26 protein-coding genes are annotated in these 20,251 nt (G+C 59.5%); 11 read left to right on the plus strand and 15 right to left on the minus strand.

The features are described 5' to 3' along the window. Nucleotides 1-35: 35 nt before the first annotated feature. The 8 genes from hisG to AB4O23_RS27675 form a co-directional block, all read right to left on the minus strand. Nucleotides 36-671: an ATP phosphoribosyltransferase gene (gene hisG / locus AB4O23_RS27640; protein ID WP_003171824.1), complete on the minus strand. Its 636-nt coding sequence runs from the start codon at nucleotides 669-671 to the stop codon at nucleotides 36-38. A 162-nt stretch (nucleotides 672-833) separates the two neighbouring features. Next, on the minus strand, nucleotides 834-2,099 hold the full coding sequence (murA, locus tag AB4O23_RS27645; RefSeq protein ID WP_017526140.1) for a UDP-N-acetylglucosamine 1-carboxyvinyltransferase: 1,266 nt from the start codon (nucleotides 2,097-2,099) through the stop codon (nucleotides 834-836). 23 nt (nucleotides 2,100-2,122) lie between these two features. Next, complete coding sequence (locus AB4O23_RS27650) at nucleotides 2,123-2,362, minus strand: BolA family protein (RefSeq protein WP_003171818.1); 240 nt, start codon at nucleotides 2,360-2,362, stop codon at nucleotides 2,123-2,125. Between the two features lie 113 nt (nucleotides 2,363-2,475). Then, nucleotides 2,476-2,781, minus strand: coding sequence for an STAS domain-containing protein (locus tag AB4O23_RS27655; RefSeq protein WP_017526139.1), 306 nt, complete (start codon nucleotides 2,779-2,781; stop codon nucleotides 2,476-2,478). Next, nucleotides 2,778-3,425, minus strand: coding sequence for an MlaC/ttg2D family ABC transporter substrate-binding protein (locus AB4O23_RS27660; RefSeq protein WP_017526138.1), 648 nt, complete (start codon nucleotides 3,423-3,425; stop codon nucleotides 2,778-2,780). Before AB4O23_RS27660 ends, AB4O23_RS27655 begins: the two co-directional genes overlap by 4 nt. Nucleotides 3,426-3,436: 11 nt before the next feature. Continuing rightward, nucleotides 3,437-3,904 (minus strand): outer membrane lipid asymmetry maintenance protein MlaD, encoded by a 468-nt coding sequence (mlaD, locus tag AB4O23_RS27665; RefSeq protein WP_003171814.1) that lies wholly within the window; start codon nucleotides 3,902-3,904, stop codon nucleotides 3,437-3,439. Further along, a complete protein-coding gene (gene mlaE, locus AB4O23_RS27670) occupies nucleotides 3,904-4,701 on the minus strand; it encodes a lipid asymmetry maintenance ABC transporter permease subunit MlaE (protein ID WP_017526137.1) in 798 nt (265 codons plus the stop codon). The genes mlaD and mlaE overlap by 1 nt, the downstream gene beginning before the upstream one ends. Continuing rightward, nucleotides 4,701-5,510 carry an ATP-binding cassette domain-containing protein gene (locus AB4O23_RS27675; RefSeq protein WP_003171811.1) on the minus strand — a complete coding sequence of 270 codons (810 nt, stop codon included), beginning with the start codon at nucleotides 5,508-5,510 and terminating at the stop codon, nucleotides 4,701-4,703. Before AB4O23_RS27675 ends, mlaE begins: the two co-directional genes overlap by 1 nt. Before the next feature lie 298 nt (nucleotides 5,511-5,808). Between AB4O23_RS27675 and AB4O23_RS27680 the strand changes: the two genes are divergently transcribed. From AB4O23_RS27680 to AB4O23_RS27725, 10 genes are all read left to right on the plus strand, one after another. After that, entirely contained in the window at nucleotides 5,809-6,783 is a 975-nt protein-coding gene (locus AB4O23_RS27680; protein ID WP_017526136.1) for a KpsF/GutQ family sugar-phosphate isomerase, read from the plus strand. Beyond that, nucleotides 6,784-7,308 carry a KdsC family phosphatase gene (locus AB4O23_RS27685; RefSeq protein ID WP_003171809.1) on the plus strand — a complete coding sequence of 175 codons (525 nt, stop codon included), beginning with the start codon at nucleotides 6,784-6,786 and terminating at the stop codon, nucleotides 7,306-7,308. 8 nt (nucleotides 7,309-7,316) lie between these two features. Beyond that, nucleotides 7,317-7,889 carry an LPS export ABC transporter periplasmic protein LptC gene (gene lptC, locus AB4O23_RS27690; RefSeq protein ID WP_017526135.1) on the plus strand — a complete coding sequence of 191 codons (573 nt, stop codon included), beginning with the start codon at nucleotides 7,317-7,319 and terminating at the stop codon, nucleotides 7,887-7,889. Continuing rightward, a complete protein-coding gene (lptA, locus tag AB4O23_RS27695) occupies nucleotides 7,876-8,409 on the plus strand; it encodes a lipopolysaccharide transport periplasmic protein LptA (RefSeq protein WP_017526134.1) in 534 nt (177 codons plus the stop codon). Before lptC ends, lptA begins: the two co-directional genes overlap by 14 nt. Beyond that, complete coding sequence (lptB, locus tag AB4O23_RS27700) at nucleotides 8,409-9,134, plus strand: LPS export ABC transporter ATP-binding protein (RefSeq protein ID WP_004372092.1); 726 nt, start codon at nucleotides 8,409-8,411, stop codon at nucleotides 9,132-9,134. The genes lptA and lptB overlap by 1 nt, the downstream gene beginning before the upstream one ends. A gap of 198 nt (nucleotides 9,135-9,332) precedes the next feature. Beyond that, nucleotides 9,333-10,826, plus strand: coding sequence for an RNA polymerase factor sigma-54 (locus AB4O23_RS27705; protein ID WP_065877281.1), 1,494 nt, complete (start codon nucleotides 9,333-9,335; stop codon nucleotides 10,824-10,826). Nucleotides 10,827-10,901: 75 nt separating this feature from the next. Next, nucleotides 10,902-11,207, plus strand: a complete 306-nt coding sequence (hpf, locus tag AB4O23_RS27710) for a ribosome hibernation-promoting factor, HPF/YfiA family (RefSeq protein WP_003171804.1) — start codon at nucleotides 10,902-10,904, stop codon at nucleotides 11,205-11,207. 10 nt (nucleotides 11,208-11,217) lie between these two features. Continuing rightward, entirely contained in the window at nucleotides 11,218-11,682 is a 465-nt protein-coding gene (gene ptsN / locus AB4O23_RS27715; protein WP_017526132.1) for a PTS IIA-like nitrogen regulatory protein PtsN, read from the plus strand. 2 nt (nucleotides 11,683-11,684) lie between these two features. Continuing rightward, nucleotides 11,685-12,542, plus strand: coding sequence for an RNase adapter RapZ (rapZ, locus tag AB4O23_RS27720; RefSeq protein ID WP_017526131.1), 858 nt, complete (start codon nucleotides 11,685-11,687; stop codon nucleotides 12,540-12,542). A gap of 16 nt (nucleotides 12,543-12,558) precedes the next feature. Beyond that, nucleotides 12,559-12,831, plus strand: coding sequence for an HPr family phosphocarrier protein (locus AB4O23_RS27725; RefSeq protein ID WP_017526130.1), 273 nt, complete (start codon nucleotides 12,559-12,561; stop codon nucleotides 12,829-12,831). Nucleotides 12,832-12,867: 36 nt separating this feature from the next. Here AB4O23_RS27725 and AB4O23_RS27730 read toward each other — a convergent pair whose 3' ends face one another. The 6 genes from AB4O23_RS27730 to pmbA form a co-directional block, all read right to left on the minus strand. After that, the gene (locus AB4O23_RS27730) at nucleotides 12,868-13,761 is read right to left on the minus strand and encodes a ZIP family metal transporter (protein WP_017526129.1); all 894 of its coding nucleotides are present in this window, start codon (nucleotides 13,759-13,761) and stop codon (nucleotides 12,868-12,870) included. 33 nt (nucleotides 13,762-13,794) lie between these two features. Further along, nucleotides 13,795-14,406, minus strand: coding sequence for a superoxide dismutase (locus AB4O23_RS27735; protein ID WP_017526128.1), 612 nt, complete (start codon nucleotides 14,404-14,406; stop codon nucleotides 13,795-13,797). A 1-nt stretch (nucleotide 14,407) separates the two neighbouring features. Next, nucleotides 14,408-14,836, minus strand: a complete 429-nt coding sequence (locus AB4O23_RS27740; RefSeq protein WP_017526127.1) for a hypothetical protein — start codon at nucleotides 14,834-14,836, stop codon at nucleotides 14,408-14,410. 27 nt (nucleotides 14,837-14,863) lie between these two features. Further along, entirely contained in the window at nucleotides 14,864-16,240 is a 1,377-nt protein-coding gene (locus AB4O23_RS27745; protein WP_017526126.1) for a class II fumarate hydratase, read from the minus strand. Continuing rightward, on the minus strand, nucleotides 16,233-16,628 hold the full coding sequence (locus tag AB4O23_RS27750; protein ID WP_017526125.1) for a hypothetical protein: 396 nt from the start codon (nucleotides 16,626-16,628) through the stop codon (nucleotides 16,233-16,235). Before AB4O23_RS27750 ends, AB4O23_RS27745 begins: the two co-directional genes overlap by 8 nt. 145 nt (nucleotides 16,629-16,773) lie before the next feature. After that, the gene (gene pmbA / locus AB4O23_RS27755) at nucleotides 16,774-18,120 is read right to left on the minus strand and encodes a metalloprotease PmbA (RefSeq protein WP_065877284.1); all 1,347 of its coding nucleotides are present in this window, start codon (nucleotides 18,118-18,120) and stop codon (nucleotides 16,774-16,776) included. A 108-nt stretch (nucleotides 18,121-18,228) separates the two neighbouring features. Between pmbA and yjgA the strand changes: the two genes are divergently transcribed. Then, nucleotides 18,229-18,750 carry a ribosome biogenesis factor YjgA gene (gene yjgA, locus AB4O23_RS27760; protein ID WP_017138246.1) on the plus strand — a complete coding sequence of 174 codons (522 nt, stop codon included), beginning with the start codon at nucleotides 18,229-18,231 and terminating at the stop codon, nucleotides 18,748-18,750. Between the two features lie 45 nt (nucleotides 18,751-18,795). Here the strand turns inward: yjgA and tldD are convergent, their stop codons facing one another. Further along, nucleotides 18,796-20,238 carry a metalloprotease TldD gene (gene tldD, locus AB4O23_RS27765; RefSeq protein WP_460150346.1) on the minus strand — a complete coding sequence of 481 codons (1,443 nt, stop codon included), beginning with the start codon at nucleotides 20,236-20,238 and terminating at the stop codon, nucleotides 18,796-18,798. Between the last annotated feature and the right edge of the window lie 13 nt (nucleotides 20,239-20,251).

Here is a 20,251-nt window from a genome sequence, read left to right on the forward strand (position 1 = left end):
ATAGACGGGCGCAGCTTTTCAGCTACGCGGGTAGGTCAACCGCGGTGTCGAGACTCCACGGCGGTGCGCAGGGTGTCGATCAACGCCTGGATACGGGCGTGTTGCATCTTCATCGATGCTTTGTTGACGATCAGGCGGGAACTGATGTCGGCGATAAAGTCCTGAGGTTCGAGACCGTTGGCACGCAGGGTGTTGCCGGTGTCGACCACGTCGATGATCTTGTCGGCCAGGCCGATCAATGGCGCCAACTCCATCGAGCCATAGAGTTTGATGATATCGACCTGACGGCCTTGTTCGGCGTAGTAGCGCTTGGCGACGTTGACGAACTTGGTGGCCACGCGCAGGCGGCCCTTGGGCTCGACATCACCGACACGGCCGGCGGTCATCAGCTTGCACAGGGCAATACGCAGGTCCAGCGGCTCGTACAGGCCCTGGCCACCGTACTCCATCAGCACGTCTTTACCGGCGACGCCCAGGTCGGCCGCGCCATGCTCAACGTAGGTCGGCACGTCGGTAGCCCGCACGATCAGCAGACGGACGTCATCCTGGGTCGTGGGGATGATCAGCTTGCGGCTCTTGTCCGGATTCTCGGTCGGCACGATGCCCGCTTCAGCCAGAAGCGGCAAGGTGTCGTCAAGGATGCGGCCCTTGGACAGTGCGATGGTCAACATGGGAAACGTCAGTCCTTCATCAGGCTATTGCTGTCCGGACGCAAACGGCGCCAGACACAGATCGAGGCCATTACAGCCTCGATTTGAAACCAATTCAGCGAGCGGCCAGCGGGTACCGGCTGTGGTGAACGGGCTTGCCCGCTCACCACAGCAAGCCCGGGGCTAGCCCGGTACGCGGCGGATCTTGGCGCCGAGCATCTGCAGTTTTTCTTCGATGCACTCGTAACCACGGTCAATGTGGTAGATGCGGTCGATCAGGGTATCGCCTTCAGCGATCAATGCCGAAATGACCAGGCTGGCCGAAGCGCGCAGGTCAGTCGCCATCACCGGCGCGCCCTTGAGCTTCTCGGTGCCGGTGACGATGGCAGTGTTGCCCTCGACCTGGATCTTCGCGCCCATGCGGTGCAGTTCATACACGTGCATGAAACGGTTTTCGAAAATGGTCTCGATTACCGCGCCGGTGCCTTCGGCAATGGCGTTCAGGGAGATGAACTGCGCTTGCATGTCGGTCGGGAAGGCCGGGTACGGAGCGGTACGCACGTTGACGGCCTTCGGACGCTTGCCGTGCATGTTCAGCTCGATCCAGTCTTCACCGGTGGTGATTTCGGCACCGGCTTCACGCAGTTTTTCCAGGACCGCTTCCAGGATAGTCGGATCGGTGTCCTTGACCTTGACGCGACCACCGGTAACGGCGGCGGCAACCAGGTAGGTACCGGTTTCGATGCGGTCGGGCATGACCTTGTAGGTGGCGCTGTGCAGGCGCTCTACGCCGTCGATGGTAATGGTGTCGGTGCCAGCACCGGAAACCTTCGCACCCATGGCGTTCAGGAAGTTGGCCAGGTCGACCACTTCCGGCTCGCGCGCGGCGTTTTGCAGCACGCTGCGGCCTTTGGCCAGGGCCGCGGCCATCATGATGTTCTCGGTACCGGTCACGCTGACGGTATCAAAGAAGAAGTTCGCGCCACGCAGGCCGCCTTCCGGTGCCTTGGCCTTGATGTAGCCGCCTTCGACGTCAATGACTGCGCCCATGGCTTCCAGGCCACGGATGTGCAGGTCCACCGGACGCGAACCGATGGCGCACCCACCGGGCAACGCCACTTCGGCTTCGCCGAAACGAGCAACCATCGGGCCCAGCACAAGGATCGACGCACGCATGGTTTTCACCAGTTCGTACGGGGCGATCAGGGTTTTGATGGTGCGCGGGTCGATTTCGACCGCCAGCTTCTCGTCAATCACCGGCTCGATGCCCATGCGACCGAACAGCTCGATCATTGTGGTGATGTCGTGCAGGTGTGGCAGGTTGGCCACGGTTACCGGGCCATCGCATAGCAGGGTCGCTGCCAGGATCGGCAAGGCGGAGTTTTTCGCACCGGAAATGCGGATCTCGCCATCAAGGCGGGCACCGCCGGTAATAATCAATTTATCCATAAGAATCTCGACGCCTTGGGGGCTCAGGTGCGCTCGGCCCAGGCCGCGCGGCTGAAAAATTTCATAGTGACCGCATGGATGCTGCCATCGGTGATCCATGGGTTCAAATGGGCATAGATCTGCTGCTGACGCTTGACCGGGCTCAATGCCGCCAGTTCATCGCTAATCACATTCAGCTGGAAATTGCAGCCTTCGCCTTCAACTTCAACAGTCGTTTCCGGCAGCTTTCCTTCAAGGAAGCTCTTCACTTCGTTGGCCTGCATGCTCAACCTCTATCGGCGCCCAGTGCGCACGGGTCGCACATCATACAAAAAAGCCCCGCGCCTGCGAACCCCGCATAGCAGGACTCTGACGGGGGGCTTCTTAATAATGTGTATTAAGGATGCGCCAGCAGCTCGGTTAACCCGGAAACTTCGGCGATTTCGCGCATGTCTTCCGGCAAAGCGCGGACGCTGACCGGCTTTTTGGCCGCGCCTGCGTCACGCATGAAGCACAACAGCAACGACAAACCAACACTGCTGGACTTGGTCACCGCCGAGCAATCCAACACCAGCGCCGGAGCATTGCTGGCCATGATCAGGGCCTGGCCCTGTTTGCGCAGGTCCGGCCCGGTGCGGTAATCCAGCACGCCGCTGAGGAACAACTCCCCGGCGTCGCCAAGACGAACAGCCGACTCGGTCATTGCGCGGACTTCCCTGCTTCCTTGTCGGAAGTTTCCTTGGCCTTGGCGACTTCACCGGCCCAACCGTTGATGGTCTTGTCCAGATCATTGCCATTACGCTGCATGGCGTCGGCGAACTGGTCACGGAACAGCTTGCCGATGTTGATGCCGTTGATGATCACGTTACGCAGCTTCCACTCGCCGTTGACCTTCTCCAGCGTGTACTGCACAGGGTAAACGGCGCCATTGTTGCCCTTGACGCTCATGTTGACGCTGGTGCGATCACCCGACTCATCGCCGGCTGGGGCGACGGTAATGCCCTGGTTGTTGTATTCAAGCAGCGCGTTGCCGTAGAACTGGAACAGGCCTTTCTTGAAGTTTTCCTGGAAGGTCTGCATCTGCGCCGGGGTAGCCTTGCGCGAATACTTGACCGTCATGATGCTGCGGGAAATACCTTCGGCATCGACAACCGGGCCGACGATGGTATTGAGCGCGTTATAGAACTGACTGGGATCTTGCTTGTACTTTTCCTTGTTGGCCGACAGGTCGGCCAACATCTTGTTAGTAGTGTCCTGCACCAGTTCGTGCGCAGAACCCGCCGCGTTAGCCATCAATGGCAGCGCTGCAAGCAGTACCAGGAGGCCACGTCGCAAGGTAGAGATCATGTACACATTCCTCATTTGGCGTCTTTATTGACCGTATTGAGCAGGAATTTACCGATCAGGTCTTCCAGTACCAACGACGACTGTGTGTCGTGGATGGTCGAGCCATCCTTGAGCAGGGCTGTCTCCCCGCCCACGCTGACACCGATGTACTTCTCGCCCAGCAGACCCGCAGTGAGGATAGATGCAGTGGAGTCAGTCGGCAGATTATCGACCTTCTTGTCCAGTTGCATCGTCACTCGACCGGTGAAGCTGTCGCGGTCCAGATCGATTGCCGTGACCTTGCCGATGGTGACACCGGCCATCGTCACTTTAGCTCTGACAGTCAAACCGGCGATATTGTCGAAATATGCGTAAAGTTTATAAGTATCGGCGGTGGGGCTGGCCGAAAGGCCGCTGACTCGCAGGGCCAGCAACAGTAAAGCCAGGATGCCAGCCAGCAAGAAAAGGCCGACACCGATTTCCACAGTGCGGTTTTGCATCAGAAATCTCCAAACATCAAGGCGGTCAAAATGAAGTCAAGACCCAGTACCGCCAGCGAGGCGTACACAACGGTCTTGGTGGTGGCGCGACTGATCCCTTCTGAGGTGGGCTCACAGTCATAGCCTTGGAAAACGGCGATCCAGGTCACGACAAAAGCGAAGACAATGCTCTTTATGATGCCATTGAGCACGTCACCGCTGAAGGTCACGCTGTTCTGCATGTTGCCCCAGTACGAGCCGTCATAGACGCCCAGCCAGTCGACCGCCACCCAGGAACCGCCCCAGATCCCCACCACACTGAAGATCATCGCCAGCAGTGGAAGGGAAATGAAGCCGGCCCACAGGCGCGGGGCAACAATGTACTTGAGCGGGTCCACGCCGATCATTTCGAGGCTGGACAATTGCTCGGTGGACTTCATGTTGCCGATCTCGGCGGTCAACGCCGAACCGGCACGGCCCGCAAACAGCAACGCAGTGACCACCGGCCCCAGCTCACGTAGCAGCGTAAGGGCAACCATCTGCCCAACGGCCTGCTCCGAACCGTAGCCGGAAAGGATATTGAAGCCCTGCAACGCCAGCACCATGCCGATGAAAATCCCGGAAACCACGATGATCACCAGGGACATCACGCCTACCGAATGCAGCTGCTTGATCAACAGGCCGAAGCCGCCGCCAATGCCACCGCGCCCGAGCAAGGCGTGGAACAGGAAAATAGTCGAACGGCCCAGCACTTCGACAATGTCGATGCCGGAGCGACCGAAAAGGCGAACCTTCTCGATTAGAGATGTCTTGCGCATCAGCGCTTCCCCAGAAGATCTGAGCGGTAATCCGCCGCCGGAAAGTGAAAAGGCACAGGGCCATCGGGATCGCCGGTCATGAATTGGCGAATGCGCGGGTTATCGGCGTTCATCAGTTCTTCAGGCGTGCCCTGCCCCAATACCTGGCCATCGCCTACCACATAGAGGTAATCGGCAATGCTCGCGGTTTCTGCAAGATCGTGGGACACCACGATGCTGGTGATGCCCAGTGCGTCGTTGAGCAGGCGGATCAAGCGCACCAGAACGCCCATGGCGATCGGGTCCTGGCCGACGAAGGGCTCGTCGTACATGAGGATCTGGGGGTCGAGGGCAATCGCGCGCGCCAGGGCCACACGCCGCTTCATACCGCCGGAGAGCTCGTCGGGCATCAGGTCGATAGCTCCGCGAAGGCCCACGGCCTGCAGTTTCAGCAGGACAATGTCACGAATCATTTCATCAGACAGCTGGGTATGCACTCGCAGCGGAAAGGCCACGTTCTCGAACACATCCAGGTCGGTGAACAGCGCACCGCTCTGGAACAGCACACCCATGTGCTTGCGCGCATCGAACAGATCGCTGCGCGACAGCGTCGGCAGGTTCTGGCCGTTGACCCACACTTCGCCGGCGCTGGGGCGCAATTGCATGCCCATCAGGCGCAACAGGGTGGTCTTGCCGCAACCGGACGGCCCCATGATGCCCGTGACCTTGCCACGGGGAATGCGAATATCGACATTATTGAAGATGCTGCGCGTCCCGCGCTTGAAGGTCAGTCCCTTCAGCTCGACCGCGTAAGCGTTATCGGCACTCATCTAAACTCCTTGGGATGCAGCCTTTCACTCAGACACCACGCATGCGATAAACCTATTCAACGGTTACGCAACAGATAGCCACGTGGGCTGGGCGGACCGAACTGGCGGCGAACTATATCACTGCTGGTACAACGCGCCCAAGGCCGGAACGGTGCTTGTTCAGATCCGGGACAGTGAAAAAACGTTGCCAGGCATGAATCTCGGGCTAGCGCGGAATAAAGCCTGACGAACTTGTGTGAGGGAATTGATCATTACCGCTATAATCGCCGACTTTTCGTCAGGCTATACGATTTCAGACATGAGCCAATCCAGCGACCTTATTCAATCCGCGCAACGCACCATCCGCCTCGAGCTTGAAGCCGTAGAAGGCTTACTGGCGCATATCGACGCAGATTTCGTACGCGCCTGCGAGATGATTCTGGCCAGCAAGGGCCGCGTTGTCGTGGTCGGCATGGGCAAGTCCGGCCATGTCGGCAACAAAATCGCCGCCACCCTGGCCAGCACCGGGACCACCGCGTTCTTCGTGCATCCGGCCGAAGCGAGCCACGGCGACATGGGCATGATCACCAAGGATGACGTCATCCTGGCGCTGTCCAACTCCGGCACCACCAACGAAATCGTGACCTTGCTGCCACTGATCAAGCGCCTCGGGATCCAGATGATCAGCCTCACCGGCAACCCGGACTCGACGCTGGCCAAGGCCGCCGAGGTGAACCTCAATGTTCACGTGGCCCACGAGGCCTGCCCGCTGAACCTGGCACCGACCTCCTCCACCACCGCCGCGCTGGTCATGGGCGATGCGCTCGCCGTGGCGTTGCTGGAAGCCCGCGGGTTCACCGCCGAGGACTTCGCGTTTTCACATCCTGGCGGAGCCCTGGGCCGCCGCCTGCTGCTGAAAGTCGAAAATGTCATGCATTCGGGCGATGAATTGCCCCACGTCCAGCGCGGCACCCTGTTGAAGGACGCGCTGATGGAAATGACCCGCAAGGGCCTGGGCATGACCGTGATCCTGGAAACCGACGGTCGCCTGGCCGGCGTGTTTACCGACGGTGATTTGCGCCGCACCCTGGACCGTACCATCGATATTCACACAGCCACCATCGACGCGGTCATGACCCCTCACGGCAAGACCGCACGCCCTGAAATGCTGGCAGCCGAAGCATTGAAGATCATGGAAGACCACAAGATCGGCGCGCTGGTAGTGGTCGATAGCCACGACCATCCGGTTGGCGCCCTGAATATGCACGACTTGCTGCGTGCGGGAGTGATGTAAATGACCAGCGACCTGCTACAACGCGGCAAACACATCAAACTGGCGATTTTCGACGTAGACGGCGTGCTGACTGACGGGCGCCTGTATTTCCTCGAAGACGGCAGCGAATTCAAGACGTTCAACACCCTCGACGGCCAGGGCATCAAGATGCTGATGGCGGCGGGCGTGCAAACGGCGATTATCAGCGGTCGAAAAACCCCCGTTGTGGAACGCCGCGCACAAAACCTGGGAATTGCTCACCTGTATCAGGGCCGCGAGGATAAACTGGTGGTTCTGGACGAGCTTCTTGGCCAACTCAACCTAAGCTATGAGCAGGTCGCCTACCTGGGTGATGATCTGCCGGACTTGCCGGTCATTCGCCGAGTGGGCCTGGGCATGGCGGTCGCCAATGCGGCGGCATTCGTTCGCGAACACGCCCATGGCATCACCACCGCCCGTGGCGGAGAAGGCGCTGCCCGCGAGTTCTGCGAGCTGATCCTGCGCGCCCAGGGCAGCCTTGAAGCGGCCCACGCCGCCTACCTATAGAGCGTTTTATGTTGAGCAAAAAGATTCGCAACTTCCTGCTATTCGGGGTCATCGCCGCGCTATTCCTGGCGGTGGGCTACTGGAATATCAGCCCGGAGCGCTTCCTCGACCAACCTGCCGCGCAGGTCGACGAAGGCGCTATCGACTATTACGCCACCAACGCCTACAGCGTGCAGTTCCTGCCGGACGGCAAGGTGCAGTACGAAATGACCTCGGACAAGGTCGAGCATTTGAAGACGACCGAAGTCACCCTGCTGACCAATCCGGACCTGAACCTGTATCGCGGCACTGAGTTTCCGTGGCACGTCACCAGCAAGCGTGGCGAGGTGAACCCGGACGGTACCGAGGTAGAACTGATTGATTCGGTGCGTGTTGCACGCACTGACGCCCAGAAACGCGACACGGTGATTACTACCAGTCGCATGACCGTATTCCCGCAGAAGCAATATGCGCAGACCGAGCAAGACGTTAGAATCGACGGCGCTGGCGGTGTATCGACTGGCAAGGGAATGAAAGCGTATTTGAAAGAAAGCAGGATACACCTGCTATCGAACGTAAGAGGACAGTATGAGGCTCGTTAAAACTCTCCCTATTTTGCTCAGTCTGGGCGCAGCACTGGGAAGCGTGAGCGCCTGGGCTCTGCCGAACGATAGCCAGCAGCCGATCCACATCTCGGCTGACGATGCGCAACTGGATGACAAGCAAGGTGTAGCGACCTACACCGGCGGCGTGATCATTACCCAGGGGTCGATGAAGATCACCGGCAATACCGTGACACTGACGCGCACCCCAAACGGTGATATTGACGTCGTGACCTCGGTGGGCAACCTGGCTTACTTCGAACAGAAGCAGTCGGCTACCGATACAGGCCCGATGAAGGGCTACGGCAAGACCATCCAGTACCATGCCCAGCAGAACCGCATTGTATTGATCGACCAGGCCAAGGTGCTGAGCCCCGATGGCAACTCCACGGAAGGTGAAAAAATCACCTATGACACCGTGAAGCAGATCGCCAACGCCGGTCGAGCCAATGGCAACAAGGTAACTGCGCCACGTCCGCGTATCGACATGGTTATCCAGCCGAAGAAGAAGGCCGAGTAATGGCAACCCTGAAAGCCCAGCATCTGGCCAAGGCCTATAAAAGCCGTCAGGTCGTGCGCGACGTCAGCCTGTCGATCGACAGCGGCCAGATCGTCGGCTTGCTCGGCCCCAACGGCGCCGGCAAGACCACATGCTTCTATATGATCGTCGGCCTGGTCCAGGCAGATCAGGGTCGCGTACTGATCGACGACCTGGATGTCAGCCATCAGCCGATGCACGGCCGTGCTCGCGCCGGTATCGGCTATCTCCCGCAAGAAGCCTCGATCTTCCGCAAACTGTCGGTTGCCGACAACATCATGGCTATCCTTGAGACCCGCAAGGAACTCGACCGTGACGGCCGCCGCCAAGAGCTGGAAAGCCTGCTGCAGGAGTTCCACATCAACCACATTCGCGACAACCTTGGCATGAGCCTGTCCGGTGGCGAGCGTCGTCGCGTGGAAATCGCCCGCGCCCTGGCGACCGCGCCAAAGTTCATCCTGCTGGACGAACCGTTTGCCGGCGTCGACCCGATTTCGGTCGGCGACATCAAGCAGATCATCCATCACCTCAAGGCCAAGGGTATCGGCGTATTGATCACCGACCACAACGTGCGTGAAACCCTCGATATCTGCGAAACCGCGTATATCGTCAACGATGGCCAGTTGATCGCCGAAGGCGATTCCGCGACCATCCTGGCCAACGAACTGGTCAAGGAAGTGTACCTGGGTCACGAGTTCCGCCTGTAAAACCACCTGTATGAACAGGGGGTGGCAGGTCGTTTGTCCGAAGCGCGCGTACCAAAGAAAAACCTACGGTTTTTTTATTGTTACCGCGCTCTAGGCAAAGCCCTCGATATCAGGCATATAATTTGCTTATGTTTGGCGCTCACGCGCCCTGTCGTGGATGGCGCATTGCGCCGGCGAATAAGGTGTTAAGCCCCTGCCATGAAACCATCGCTAGTCCTGAGAATGGGCCAGCAGCTGACGATGACACCGCAGCTGCAACAGGCCATCCGCCTGCTCCAATTGTCGACCCTGGACCTGCAACAGGAAATCCAGGAGGCCCTGGAGTCCAATCCGATGCTCGAACGCCAGGAAGAAGGCGACGACTTCGATAATGCAGACCCGCTGGCCGACAACATCGAGCAAAAAACCAATTCCGACGTGCAGGAACCCTCCTACCAGGAAACCGCCCCAACGGTGGATAACCTTGAGGAAGGCGACTGGAACGAACGCATTCCCAACGAACTCCCGGTGGATACCGCCTGGGAAGACGTCTACCAGACCAGCGCGAGCAGCCTGCCCAGCAACGATGATGACGAGTGGGACTTCACCACCCGCACCTCCGCCGGCGAAAGCCTGCAGAGCCATCTGTTGTGGCAACTGAACCTCGCACCGATGTCCGACACCGATCGCCTGATCGCCGTCACGCTGATCGATTGCATCAACAACCAGGGTTATCTGGACGAGACGCTCGAGGAGATTCTGGAGGCCTTCGACCCTGAACTGGACATTGAGCTGGACGAAATCGAAGCCGTCCTGCACCGCATCCAGCAGTTCGAGCCTGCGGGCATTGGCGCCCGCTCCCTGAGCGAATGCCTGTTGCTGCAACTGCGCCAGCTGCCCGCCAAGACACCTTGGCTGGCTGAAGCCCAGCGCCTGGTCACCGATTACATCGACCTGCTGGGCAGCCGCGACTACAGCCAGTTGATGCGCCGCATGAAGCTCAAGGAAGATGACCTGCGCCAGGTTATCGAACTGGTGCAAAGCCTCAACCCGCGCCCGGGCTCGCAGATCGAGTCCAGCGAAGCCGAATATGTGGTCCCTGACGTGATTGTGCGCAAGGACAACGAACGCTGGCTGGTGGAATTGAACCAGGAGTCGGTGCCACGCCTGCGGGTCAACCCGCAATATGCCGGTTTTGTGCGCCGCGCCGACACCAGCGCCGACAACACCTTCATGCGCAACCAGTTGCAGGAAGCCCGCTGGTTCATCAAGAGCCTGCAGAGCCGTAACGAAACCCTGATGAAAGTTGCCACCCAGATCGTCGAGCATCAGCGCGGCTTCCTGGAATACGGCGACGAGGCGATGAAGCCTCTGGTGCTGCATGACATCGCCGAGGCGGTAGGCATGCACGAATCAACGATTTCACGGGTGACGACGCAAAAATTCATGCATACCCCACGGGGTATATATGAGCTCAAATACTTTTTCTCCAGCCATGTCAGCACCTCCGAAGGCGGCGAATGCTCGTCCACGGCGATCCGCGCGATCATCAAAAAACTGGTTGCCGCGGAAAATCAGAAAAAGCCGTTGAGTGACAGCAAGATCGCTGGTTTACTGGAGGCACAAGGCATTCAGGTCGCCCGTCGAACCGTCGCCAAGTACCGCGAGTCCCTTGGGATCGCGCCTTCCAGCGAGCGTAAGCGTTTGATGTGACGGGCGGGCCACAGCGTTCCAGTGGCAGGCGTCTTTGCCTGCCGCTTTATGCACTGGCAACGAAGGAGAAGCTGTATGCAAGTCAACATCAGTGGACACCAGCTGGAAGTCACCAAGCCCCTGCGTGAGTACACCGAGAGCAAGCTGAACAAGCTTGCGGGGCATTTTGACAAGATCACCAACGTGCAGGTCATCATGGAGGTCGATAAGCTCAAGCAGAAAATCGAGGCCACCCTGCACGTACCGAATGCCAAGCTCGTCGCCAATGCTGAGCATGAGGACATGTACGCGGCGATTGACTCGCTCTACGACAAGCTGGACCGCCAACTCATAAAGCATAAGGAAAAGAATCTGCACCTGATGCAAGGTACAGGTCGTTAACTCTCCCCCCATGATCCGACTTGAAACCATCCTGACCCCCGGCCGTTCCCTCGTGAACGTGCCGGGCGGCAGCAAGAAAAAAGCCCTTGAACAAATTGCCAACCTGATCGCCCGCGAAGTGCCGGATCTGGAGATGCAAGTTGTCTTCGAGGCACTGGTTGCCCGTGAAAAACTCGGTTCCACCGGTTTTGGCAACGGCATCGCCATTCCTCACTGCCGCCTCAAAGGCTGTGACACCCCCGTGAGCGCCCTGCTGCATCTGGAAGCTCCGATCGATTTTGACGCCATCGACGGCGCCCCGGTTGACCTGCTATTTGTGCTGCTGGTCCCGGAAGCCGCCACCGATGCGCACCTGGAACTGCTCCGGCAGATCGCCAGCATGCTCGACCGCAAGGAGGTACGCGACAAACTGCGCAGTGCCAGCAGCAACGCGGCGCTGTATCAAGTTGTCCTGGATGAACAAAACGGGCAGTAATCATGCGTTTGATCATCGTCAGCGGCCGCTCAGGCTCGGGTAAAAGCACCGCCCTCAATGTTCTTGAGGACAGCGGCTTCTATTGCATCGACAACCTGCCCGCCGGCCTGCTGCCGGAACTGGCCGAACGGGCGCTTATCCACACCGAGTTGGCGCAACCCCTGGTGGCGGTTTCGATTGATGCCCGCAACTTGCCCAGCCATCTCTCGCGCTTCCCGGAACTGCTTGAGGAAGTGCGCGCCAAACATATTCATTGTGATGTGCTGTACCTGGACGCTGACGAAGAGACACTGCTCAAGCGCTTCTCCGAAACCCGTCGACGCCACCCCCTCAGCAGCCCCCACCGCTCCCTGGCCGAAGCCATCGAGGATGAAACCAAGCTGCTGGGGCCGATCATTGACCTGGCCGACCTCAAGATCAACACCACCAGCCTCAACCTGTATCAATTGCGTGACGCCATCAAGTTGCGCCTGCTCAACCAGCCCGAACCCGGTACGGCGTTTCTGGTCGAGTCATTTGGTTTCAAGCGGGGGATGCCGGTGGATGCCGACCTGGTGTTCGATGTGCGCTGCCTGCCCAACCCCTACTGGAAGCCTGAACTGCGCGAGCAGTCCGGGCTTGACCAACCTGTGGCTGAGTACCTCGCCGCGCAGCCTGATGTAGAGGAGATGTTCCAGGACATTTCCAGCTACTTGCTCAAATGGTTGCCACGCTTTGCCGCGAGCAATCGCGCGTATGTCACCATTGCCATCGGCTGCACCGGCGGCCACCACCGCTCCGTCTACCTGACCGAGCGCCTGGGCCAGGTGCTGCAACAAACCCTCAAGAACGTCCAGGTTCGCCACCGCGACCTCAGCTGAAAGGAACACCCCCGCGATGCCCGCTCGTGAAATTGAAATCATCAACAAGCTGGGTTTGCACGCCCGGGCCTCGGCCAAGTTCGTCGGCGTCGCCGGGCAGTTTCCTTGCCAGATCCGCGCCGGGCGCAGTCCGGACTCCATGGTCGATGGCAAGAGCATCATGGCCATGATGATGTTAGCGGCCGGCAAGGGCACAACGATTCATTTGAAGACTGACGGCGAGAAAGAACAGGAAGCGATGGATGCCCTGGTAGCGCTGATCAATAACTACTTTGATGAAGGCGAGTAACTCGCCCTTGCAAACAGGTGCGAGGCCGCAATGGCCTCAACCCAACGCAGTATCCATCACCATCATCAAGCAAAAACCGATGCACAAGCCGAGGCTCGCCAGCTTTTCGTGACCATTGCGCCGCGATTCGGGGATGACTTCGTGAGTCACCACCAGCAACATCGCCCCAGCCGCCAATGCCAGCCCCAAAGGCAACAACACTTGTGCGAGGCTCACCAACCAGGCGCACAGCACGGCGAATACCGGCTCTACCAAACCTGAGGCCGCGCCGATCAGGAATGCCTTGACCCGCGACATCCCCGCCCCCGCCAATACCAAGGCAATCACCAGGCCTTCGGGCACATCCTGCAAAGCAATGCCCATGGCCAGGCTGTCGGCATCCGGCATGCCGCCACCGGCGGAAACGCCGACCGCCATGCCTTCCGGAATGTTGTGAGCGATAATGGCGAACACAAACAGCCAGATGCGTGGAGGAATCACCGGTTTGTCGGGGCTACCCACCAGCATCTCCGGGCTGGCTCCAGAGACCTTGCGGTCGACCAGATACAACCCGAACGCCCCCAGCATGATGCCCAAGCTGATCAAGCCGCCAGCGCCCCAGGGCGAGAGCCCCAGGCTTTGCGCCGCAGTAATACCCGGCACGACCAGCGAAAAGGCGGTTGCCGCCAGCATCACTCCAGCACCAAAGCCCAGCAAGGTATCGCTCAAGGCTACCGGCATCCGCCGAATCACCAGCACCGGAACCGCGCCCAACGCCGTGCCAAGCGCGCATATCGCCCCGCCCTGCAACGCGCGCAGGATGCGCGGCGCCAGGTCCAGCCAGGCCAGCCCATGGGCCACCAGCAATGCAGCCCCCGCCAATAGCAGCAGCGAACCAAACGCATAACGAAACATCCGCACGCTGCTGATCGCCAGTGTTTCAGTACCCATAGTCGGCCTTAGATCTTGTTATGAAGACGAATGTCAGGCCAGAGCGGCCTGATAGCGTGCGGCGACTTCTGGCCAGTTGATAACGCTGTAGAAGGCATTGATGTATTCAGGACGACGGTTCTGGTACAGCAAGTAGTAGGCGTGCTCCCAGACATCCAGGCCAAGGATGGGCGTGTTGCCGCTCATCAACGGGCTGTCCTGGTTGCCGCTGCTTTCCACCACCAGGGTCTTTTGCGGCGTAACGCTCAGCCAGGCCCAGCCACTACCGAAACGCGTCAATGCGGCTTTGGTGAACGCCTCCTTGAAGCTATCGAAGCCGCCCAACTGGTCGTCAATCGCCTTGCCCAGTGCGCCCTCGGGCTTGCCCCCCCCTTTAGGTGACATCACCGCCCAGAACAACGAATGGTTGGCATGACCACCACCCTGGTTGATCACCGCTGCACGCAGTTTTTCCGGCAGTTGCTGAACGCTGGCCACCAGTTTCTCCACCGGCCAACCGGCGAACTCAGTGCCCTCTACCGCCGCGTTCAAGTTGTTGATGTAGGTCTGGTGATGCTTGGTGTAGTGAATCTCCATGGTTTGCGCATCGATATGCGGTTCCAGGGCGTCGTAGGCATAAGGCAAGGCAGGCAGGGTGTAAGTCATATCAATGTGCTCCGTATTGAGGCGTATTCGGCTGCGCCGCAGTACCGCCCAGCAGGCGATGGGTACGCGGGTACTCGCCGTGATCGCTGATGAAATTCAACAGTTCGACGTAGGTCTTGCTGCTCTGGCGCAGCGCTGCTTCGCGTAATTGCGGGCTCAAGCGCAAGTCCTGCATGGCCTGCAGCAGGCGCTGGTGGATGGCACACAGGTATTCGGCGCTTTCTTCCGGCTGGTTGAGGCGCAGGTGCAGGTCCGCCAGGTTGTGATGGGAAATGACACAGGCTGCCACTGCTTCGTCAGCATCCGCCCAGCGTTCGAACAACACGTGGGCCAGGGCCAGGGCCTGCAAATAGGCTTCGCGAGCGTCCACCAGTTCGCCCCGCATAAAGCAGCGATTGGCGCGTTCGATCGTGCGTTTCCAGTGCTCCATGGTGAGCCTCCAAAGCAGGGTCTGTGGTTATACGCCGCCGGCCGTGAGCTTTTCCGGATCCAACAGGATTTCCAGCTGGCTGCGAGGCAAGTCGGTGTGTTCAAGGGCGACATCAATCACTGGACGGCCCTGCTGATAGGCTTGTTTGGCGATTTCAGCGGCCTTTTGGTAACCAATGATCGGGTTGAGTGCGGTGACCAGAATCGGGTTGCGCGACAGCGCTTCCTTGAGCTTGGCTTCGTTGACTTTGAAACTGGCGATGGCTTTGTCTGCCAGCAGGCGGCTGGAATTGGCCAGCAACTCGAGGCTGCTGAGCAGGTTTTGGGCAATGATCGGCAGCATTACATTCAGCTCGAAGTTGCCGGATTGGCCCGCGACGGTGATCACCGTGTCATTGCCGATTACCTGGGCGGCGACCATCGCAGTCGCCTCCGGGATCACCGGATTGACCTTGCCCGGCATGATCGAAGAGCCGGGCTGCAAGCCTTCCAGCTCGATTTCACCCAGACCGGCAAGCGGGCCGGAGTTCATCCAGCGCAGGTCATTGGCGATTTTCATCAACGACACGGCGGTAGCTTTCAACTGTCCGGAGACGGCGACAGCGGTGTCCTGGGAGCCGATCAACGCGAACAGGTTCTTGCCGGGGGTGAATTTAACCCCCGTCAGCCCGCTTAGTTGCTGGCTGAAGCGTGCGGCGAATTCAGGATGCGCGTTAATCCCGGTGCCCACCGCCGTGCCGCCCTGTGCCAGGGCTTGCAGGCTTGGCAACAAGTCCTGCAAATGACCGATATTGGCCTTGAGTTGCTGCGCCCAGCCATTGAGCACCTGGCTCATGCGCACCGGCATGGCATCCATGAGGTGCGTGCGCCCGGTTTTGATGAACGGGTGAACCTCTTCGGCTTTGCGCTCGATCACCTGCACCAGGTGCAGCAGGGCCGGCAATGTTTGCTCATGCAGCACCAGCGCGGCACTGACATGGAGGGTGGTCGGAATGATGTCGTTGCTGCTTTGCCCACAGTTCACGTGGTCGTTAGGGTTGACCGCCTCACCGAGCAAACGGCTGGCCAGGGTAGCGATCACTTCGTTGGCGTTCATGTTGGAGCTTGTGCCGGAACCGGTCTGGAAGATATCCACCGGGAAATGCGGCATGAAATCACCTTCAAGCAAACCCTGGGCGGCATCGACGATGGCCTTGCCCTGCCCTTCACTGATCTGCTTGAGGTCGACGTTGACCTTGGCGGCTGCGGCCTTGGCCAGAATCAGCGCACGAATGAATTGCGCCGGCATGGGTTGGTGGCTGATCGGAAAGTTATTCACCGCGCGCTGGGTTTGGGCGCCATACAGGGCCTCGGCAGGTACTTGCAGTTCGCCCATGCTGTCGCGTTCGATACGGGTGTTACTCATCGTTAGATCCTTGCACCAAGTCGGAGTGAGAAATCGAAGGCAGCAATTGGCACGTCGCCAATTGCCAGGCAAAGGTCTGCCAGCGCTTGAGGCGGCAGGCACAGTGGGAGAGTTTTTCCAGGTCACGCAGCGGTCGCCAGGCCTGGTCCAGGCACATGGAGCGCCAATGCCAGGGCAACGCGATATCGCTGGCGGTGTCGATCAACAGACGGAAAGAGGTTTCAGCGATCGTCCACGGATGAGTCGCGGTGCAGCACGCCAGGTATCGCCCCTCATTGAGGTAATGTTCGATCAGGCGAGGCTCATTGGGATCGAGGCCGCAGCGAATCTGACGACTCATCCAGCGCCAGCTTTCCAGGTACGGATCCTCATGCAGGACAGAACTCATGATCCACACTCATTCGGTAATGATATTTATTATTAAATGATATTGAGAATCAAAGCAACGCCAACATGGTCTTCCACTTTTCCTGCGCCCATAAAAAAGCGCGCTATCCGGGGATAGCGCGCTTCTTATTTGTGGAACGAGTCGGTCAGCTGCCCGCGACGGTCATCCGCTCGATTAGTACCGAACCCGTGCGAATATTGCTACGCAATTCCAAGTCATTACCTACCGCGACGATTTGTTTGAACATGTCGCGCATATTGCCGGCGATGGTCACTTCCTGGACGGCGAATTGAATCTCACCGTTTTCCACCCAAAAGCCCGCCGCGCCACGGGAATAATCACCGGTAACCATGTTCAAGCCGTGCCCCATCAATTCGGTCACCAGCAGGCCACGCCCCATACGCCGCAGCAGCGCCGCCTGGTCTTCGTCGCCATGAGTTACGAACAGGTTATGCACGCCGCCCGAGTTGGCAGTACTTGGCAGGCCAAGTTTACGGCCGGCGTAGGTGCCCAGCACGTAGGACACCAACTCACCCTTCTCGACGAACGGTTTGGCATAGGTCGCCAAGCCATCACCATCGAACGCCGCGCTGCCCATGGCGCGCATCAAGTGCGGTCGCTCATCGATGGTCAGCCAGTGCGGAAACAGTTCCTGGCCAATTGCCCCCTCAAGAAACGACGACTTGCGATACAGGTTGCCGCCGGAAATCGCCCCCAGGAAACTGCCGAATAACCCACCGGCCAGTTCCGCCGAAAACAGCACGGGCACCTCACAGGTCGGCACCGGGCGTGCGCCCAAACGACTCGCGGCACGTTGTGCGGCGCGCTGGCCAATACTCACAGGGTCTGCCAGCAATTCACCCTGGCGGTTTACGTCATACCAGTAATCACGCTGCATCTGGCCATTGGCCTCGGCGATCATGACGCAGCTCAAGCTATGGCGGGTGGACGCATAACCGCCGATAAAACCATGGCTGTTACCGTATACGCGGCAACCCTGATGGGTGCTCAATGTGGTGCCATCAGCGTTCTTGATGCGGGCATCAGCATCGAACGCGGCGGCTTCGCAGGTCAGTGCCTGTTCAATGGCCTGCTCTGGCGTGATGTCCCAGGCGTGGAACAGATCAAAGTCTTTCAAGTCCTTGGCCATCAACGCCTTGTCGGCCAGGCCTGAGCTTTCGTCCTCGGAGGTGTGCTTGGCGATGGCCAACGCGGCGGCCACGGTCTCACGAATCGCGTCCAGGCCACTGGCCGAGGTACTGGCTGAGCCTTTGCGCTGCCCCACGTACAAGGTGATGCCAAACCCCTGGTCACGGTTGAACTCAACGGTTTCCACTTCCCGCTGGCGTACCGACGTTGACAACCCCTGCTCCAGCGACACCGCGACTTCACACGCACTGGCCCCCTGGCGCTTGGCCTCGGCAAGGATCTGCTCGACTTGTTCCTGCAGGGCCGGTAACGCTTGTGGGCCGACGCTTTGGGCTGCACTCATGGTTTTCTCCACTCAAATTCTGCTTTCGGTTAAGGCCATCGAGCGACCGGGCCGGACAAGCGGCCCCCGACTGGTTATCATGGCGGCGTTTCTTTGCGGACTGCCACCATGGTTGATTCTTACGACGACTCCCTCGATGGGGAGAAAAGCAAAACCCAGGTCAAACGTGAGCTGCATGCTCTGGTTGACCTTGGCGAGCGCCTTACAACGCTCAAAAAAGACTTGATTGCAAAACTGCCGCTGACCGACGAAATGCGCCGGGCACTTGCGGACGCGCCCAAGCACACCGCGAATATCGCGCGTAAACGGCACATCATGTTTATCGGCAAGCTGATGCGTGATCAGGACACTGACGCCATTCTGGCCTTGCTCGATCAAACCGATGCCTCCACTCGCCAGTACAATGAACGCTTCCACAACCTGGAGCGTTGGCGTGACCGCCTGATTTCGGGCGATGACGCGGTGCTGGAAAAATTCGTGCTGGACTACCCGGACGCGGACCGCCAGCAATTGCGCTCCCTCATCCGTCAGGCCCAGCACGAGCAGGCGCATAACAAGGCGCCGGCCACCAGCCGTAAAATCTTCAAGTACATCCGTGAGCTGGACGAGACTCAACGCGGCCTGCGTTGATGCCTTTCCCCGGGTGGCGGCCCTCGCCACCCGAAGCTCCACCGCTTACGATCCCGTGCCACCCACGGTGATTGCATCGATCTTCAGCGTTGGCTGGCCGACACCCACCGGCACCGACTGCCCATCTTTCCCACAGGTGCCCACGCCGCTGTCCAGCGACAGGTCGTTACCGACCATCGACACCTTGCTCATGGCCTCCGGCCCGTTGCCAATCAACGTTGCCCCTTTGACCGGCGCGGTAATCTTGCCGTCTTCGATCAGGTACGCCTCGCTGGTGGAAAACACGAACTTGCCGCTGGTGATGTCCACTTGGCCGCCGCCGAGGTTGGCGCAATAGATGCCACGCTTCACCGACGCGATGATTTCCGCCGGGTCGCTTTCGCCGCCGAGCATGTAGGTATTGGTCATACGCGGCATCGGCAGATGGGCGTAGGACTCACGGCGACCGTTACCGGTACGCGCCACGCCCATCAGGCGGGCATTGAGCTTGTCTTGCATGTAGCCCTTGAGCACACCGTTTTCGATCAACGTGGTGCATTCGGTGGGTGTGCCTTCGTCGTCCACGCTCAGCGAGCCCCGACGACCGACCAGGGTGCCGTCATCGACGATGGTGCACAACTTGGATGCAACCATTTCGCCCATGCGCCCGCTATAGGCGGAGCTGCCCTTGCGGTTGAAGTCGCCTTCCAGGCCATGCCCCACCGCTTCGTGCAACAACACGCCGGACCAACCCGAACCCAACACCACCGGCAACGTACCCGCCGGTGCCGGAATGGCTTCCAAGTTCACCAGCGCCTGACGCAGCGCTTCACGGGCATAGCCCATCGCGCGGTCTTCGGCGAGGAAATAACGGTAGTCGGTTCGCCCGCCACCACCATGACCACCGCGCTCACGGCGGCCGTTCTGTTCGACGATCACGCTGACGTTGAAGCGCACCAACGGTCGAACATCCGCCGCCAGGCCACCATCGGTCGAGGCCACCAGGATGCGTTCCCATACGCCCGCCATGCTCACGGTAACCTGCTGGATACGCGGGTCCAGGGCGCGGGTGGCCGCGTCGACACGCTTTAGCAGCTCGACCTTTTCCGCACGGCTGATCACTTCCAGTGGGTTATCCGGCGCGTACAACTGGGCCACGTCCTGGGTGCTGAACGCCTGCACCGTACCGTTTTGGCCGGCGCGGGAAATCGAGCGCGCCGCACGAGCGGCCAGGCCCAAGGCCTCCAGGGTGATCGCGTTGCTGTAGGCAAAACCGGTTTTTTCCCCGGATTGCGCCCGCACACCGACGCCCTGGTCGAGATTAAAACTGCCTTCCTTGACGATGCCATCTTCCAGCGCCCAGGACTCGGAGATCTGCCCTTGGAAATACAGGTCTGCCGCGTCGATACCCGGCCCGGCGAGATCACCCAGCACGGTTTGCAAACTTTCGATGGTCACGCCACCGGGTGCCAGGAGGTGTTCACTGACTGAGGACAACAACTCGCTCATAGGTTTGGCCTTA

It is taken from the genome of Pseudomonas sp. H2_A10, from assembly GCF_054680085.1.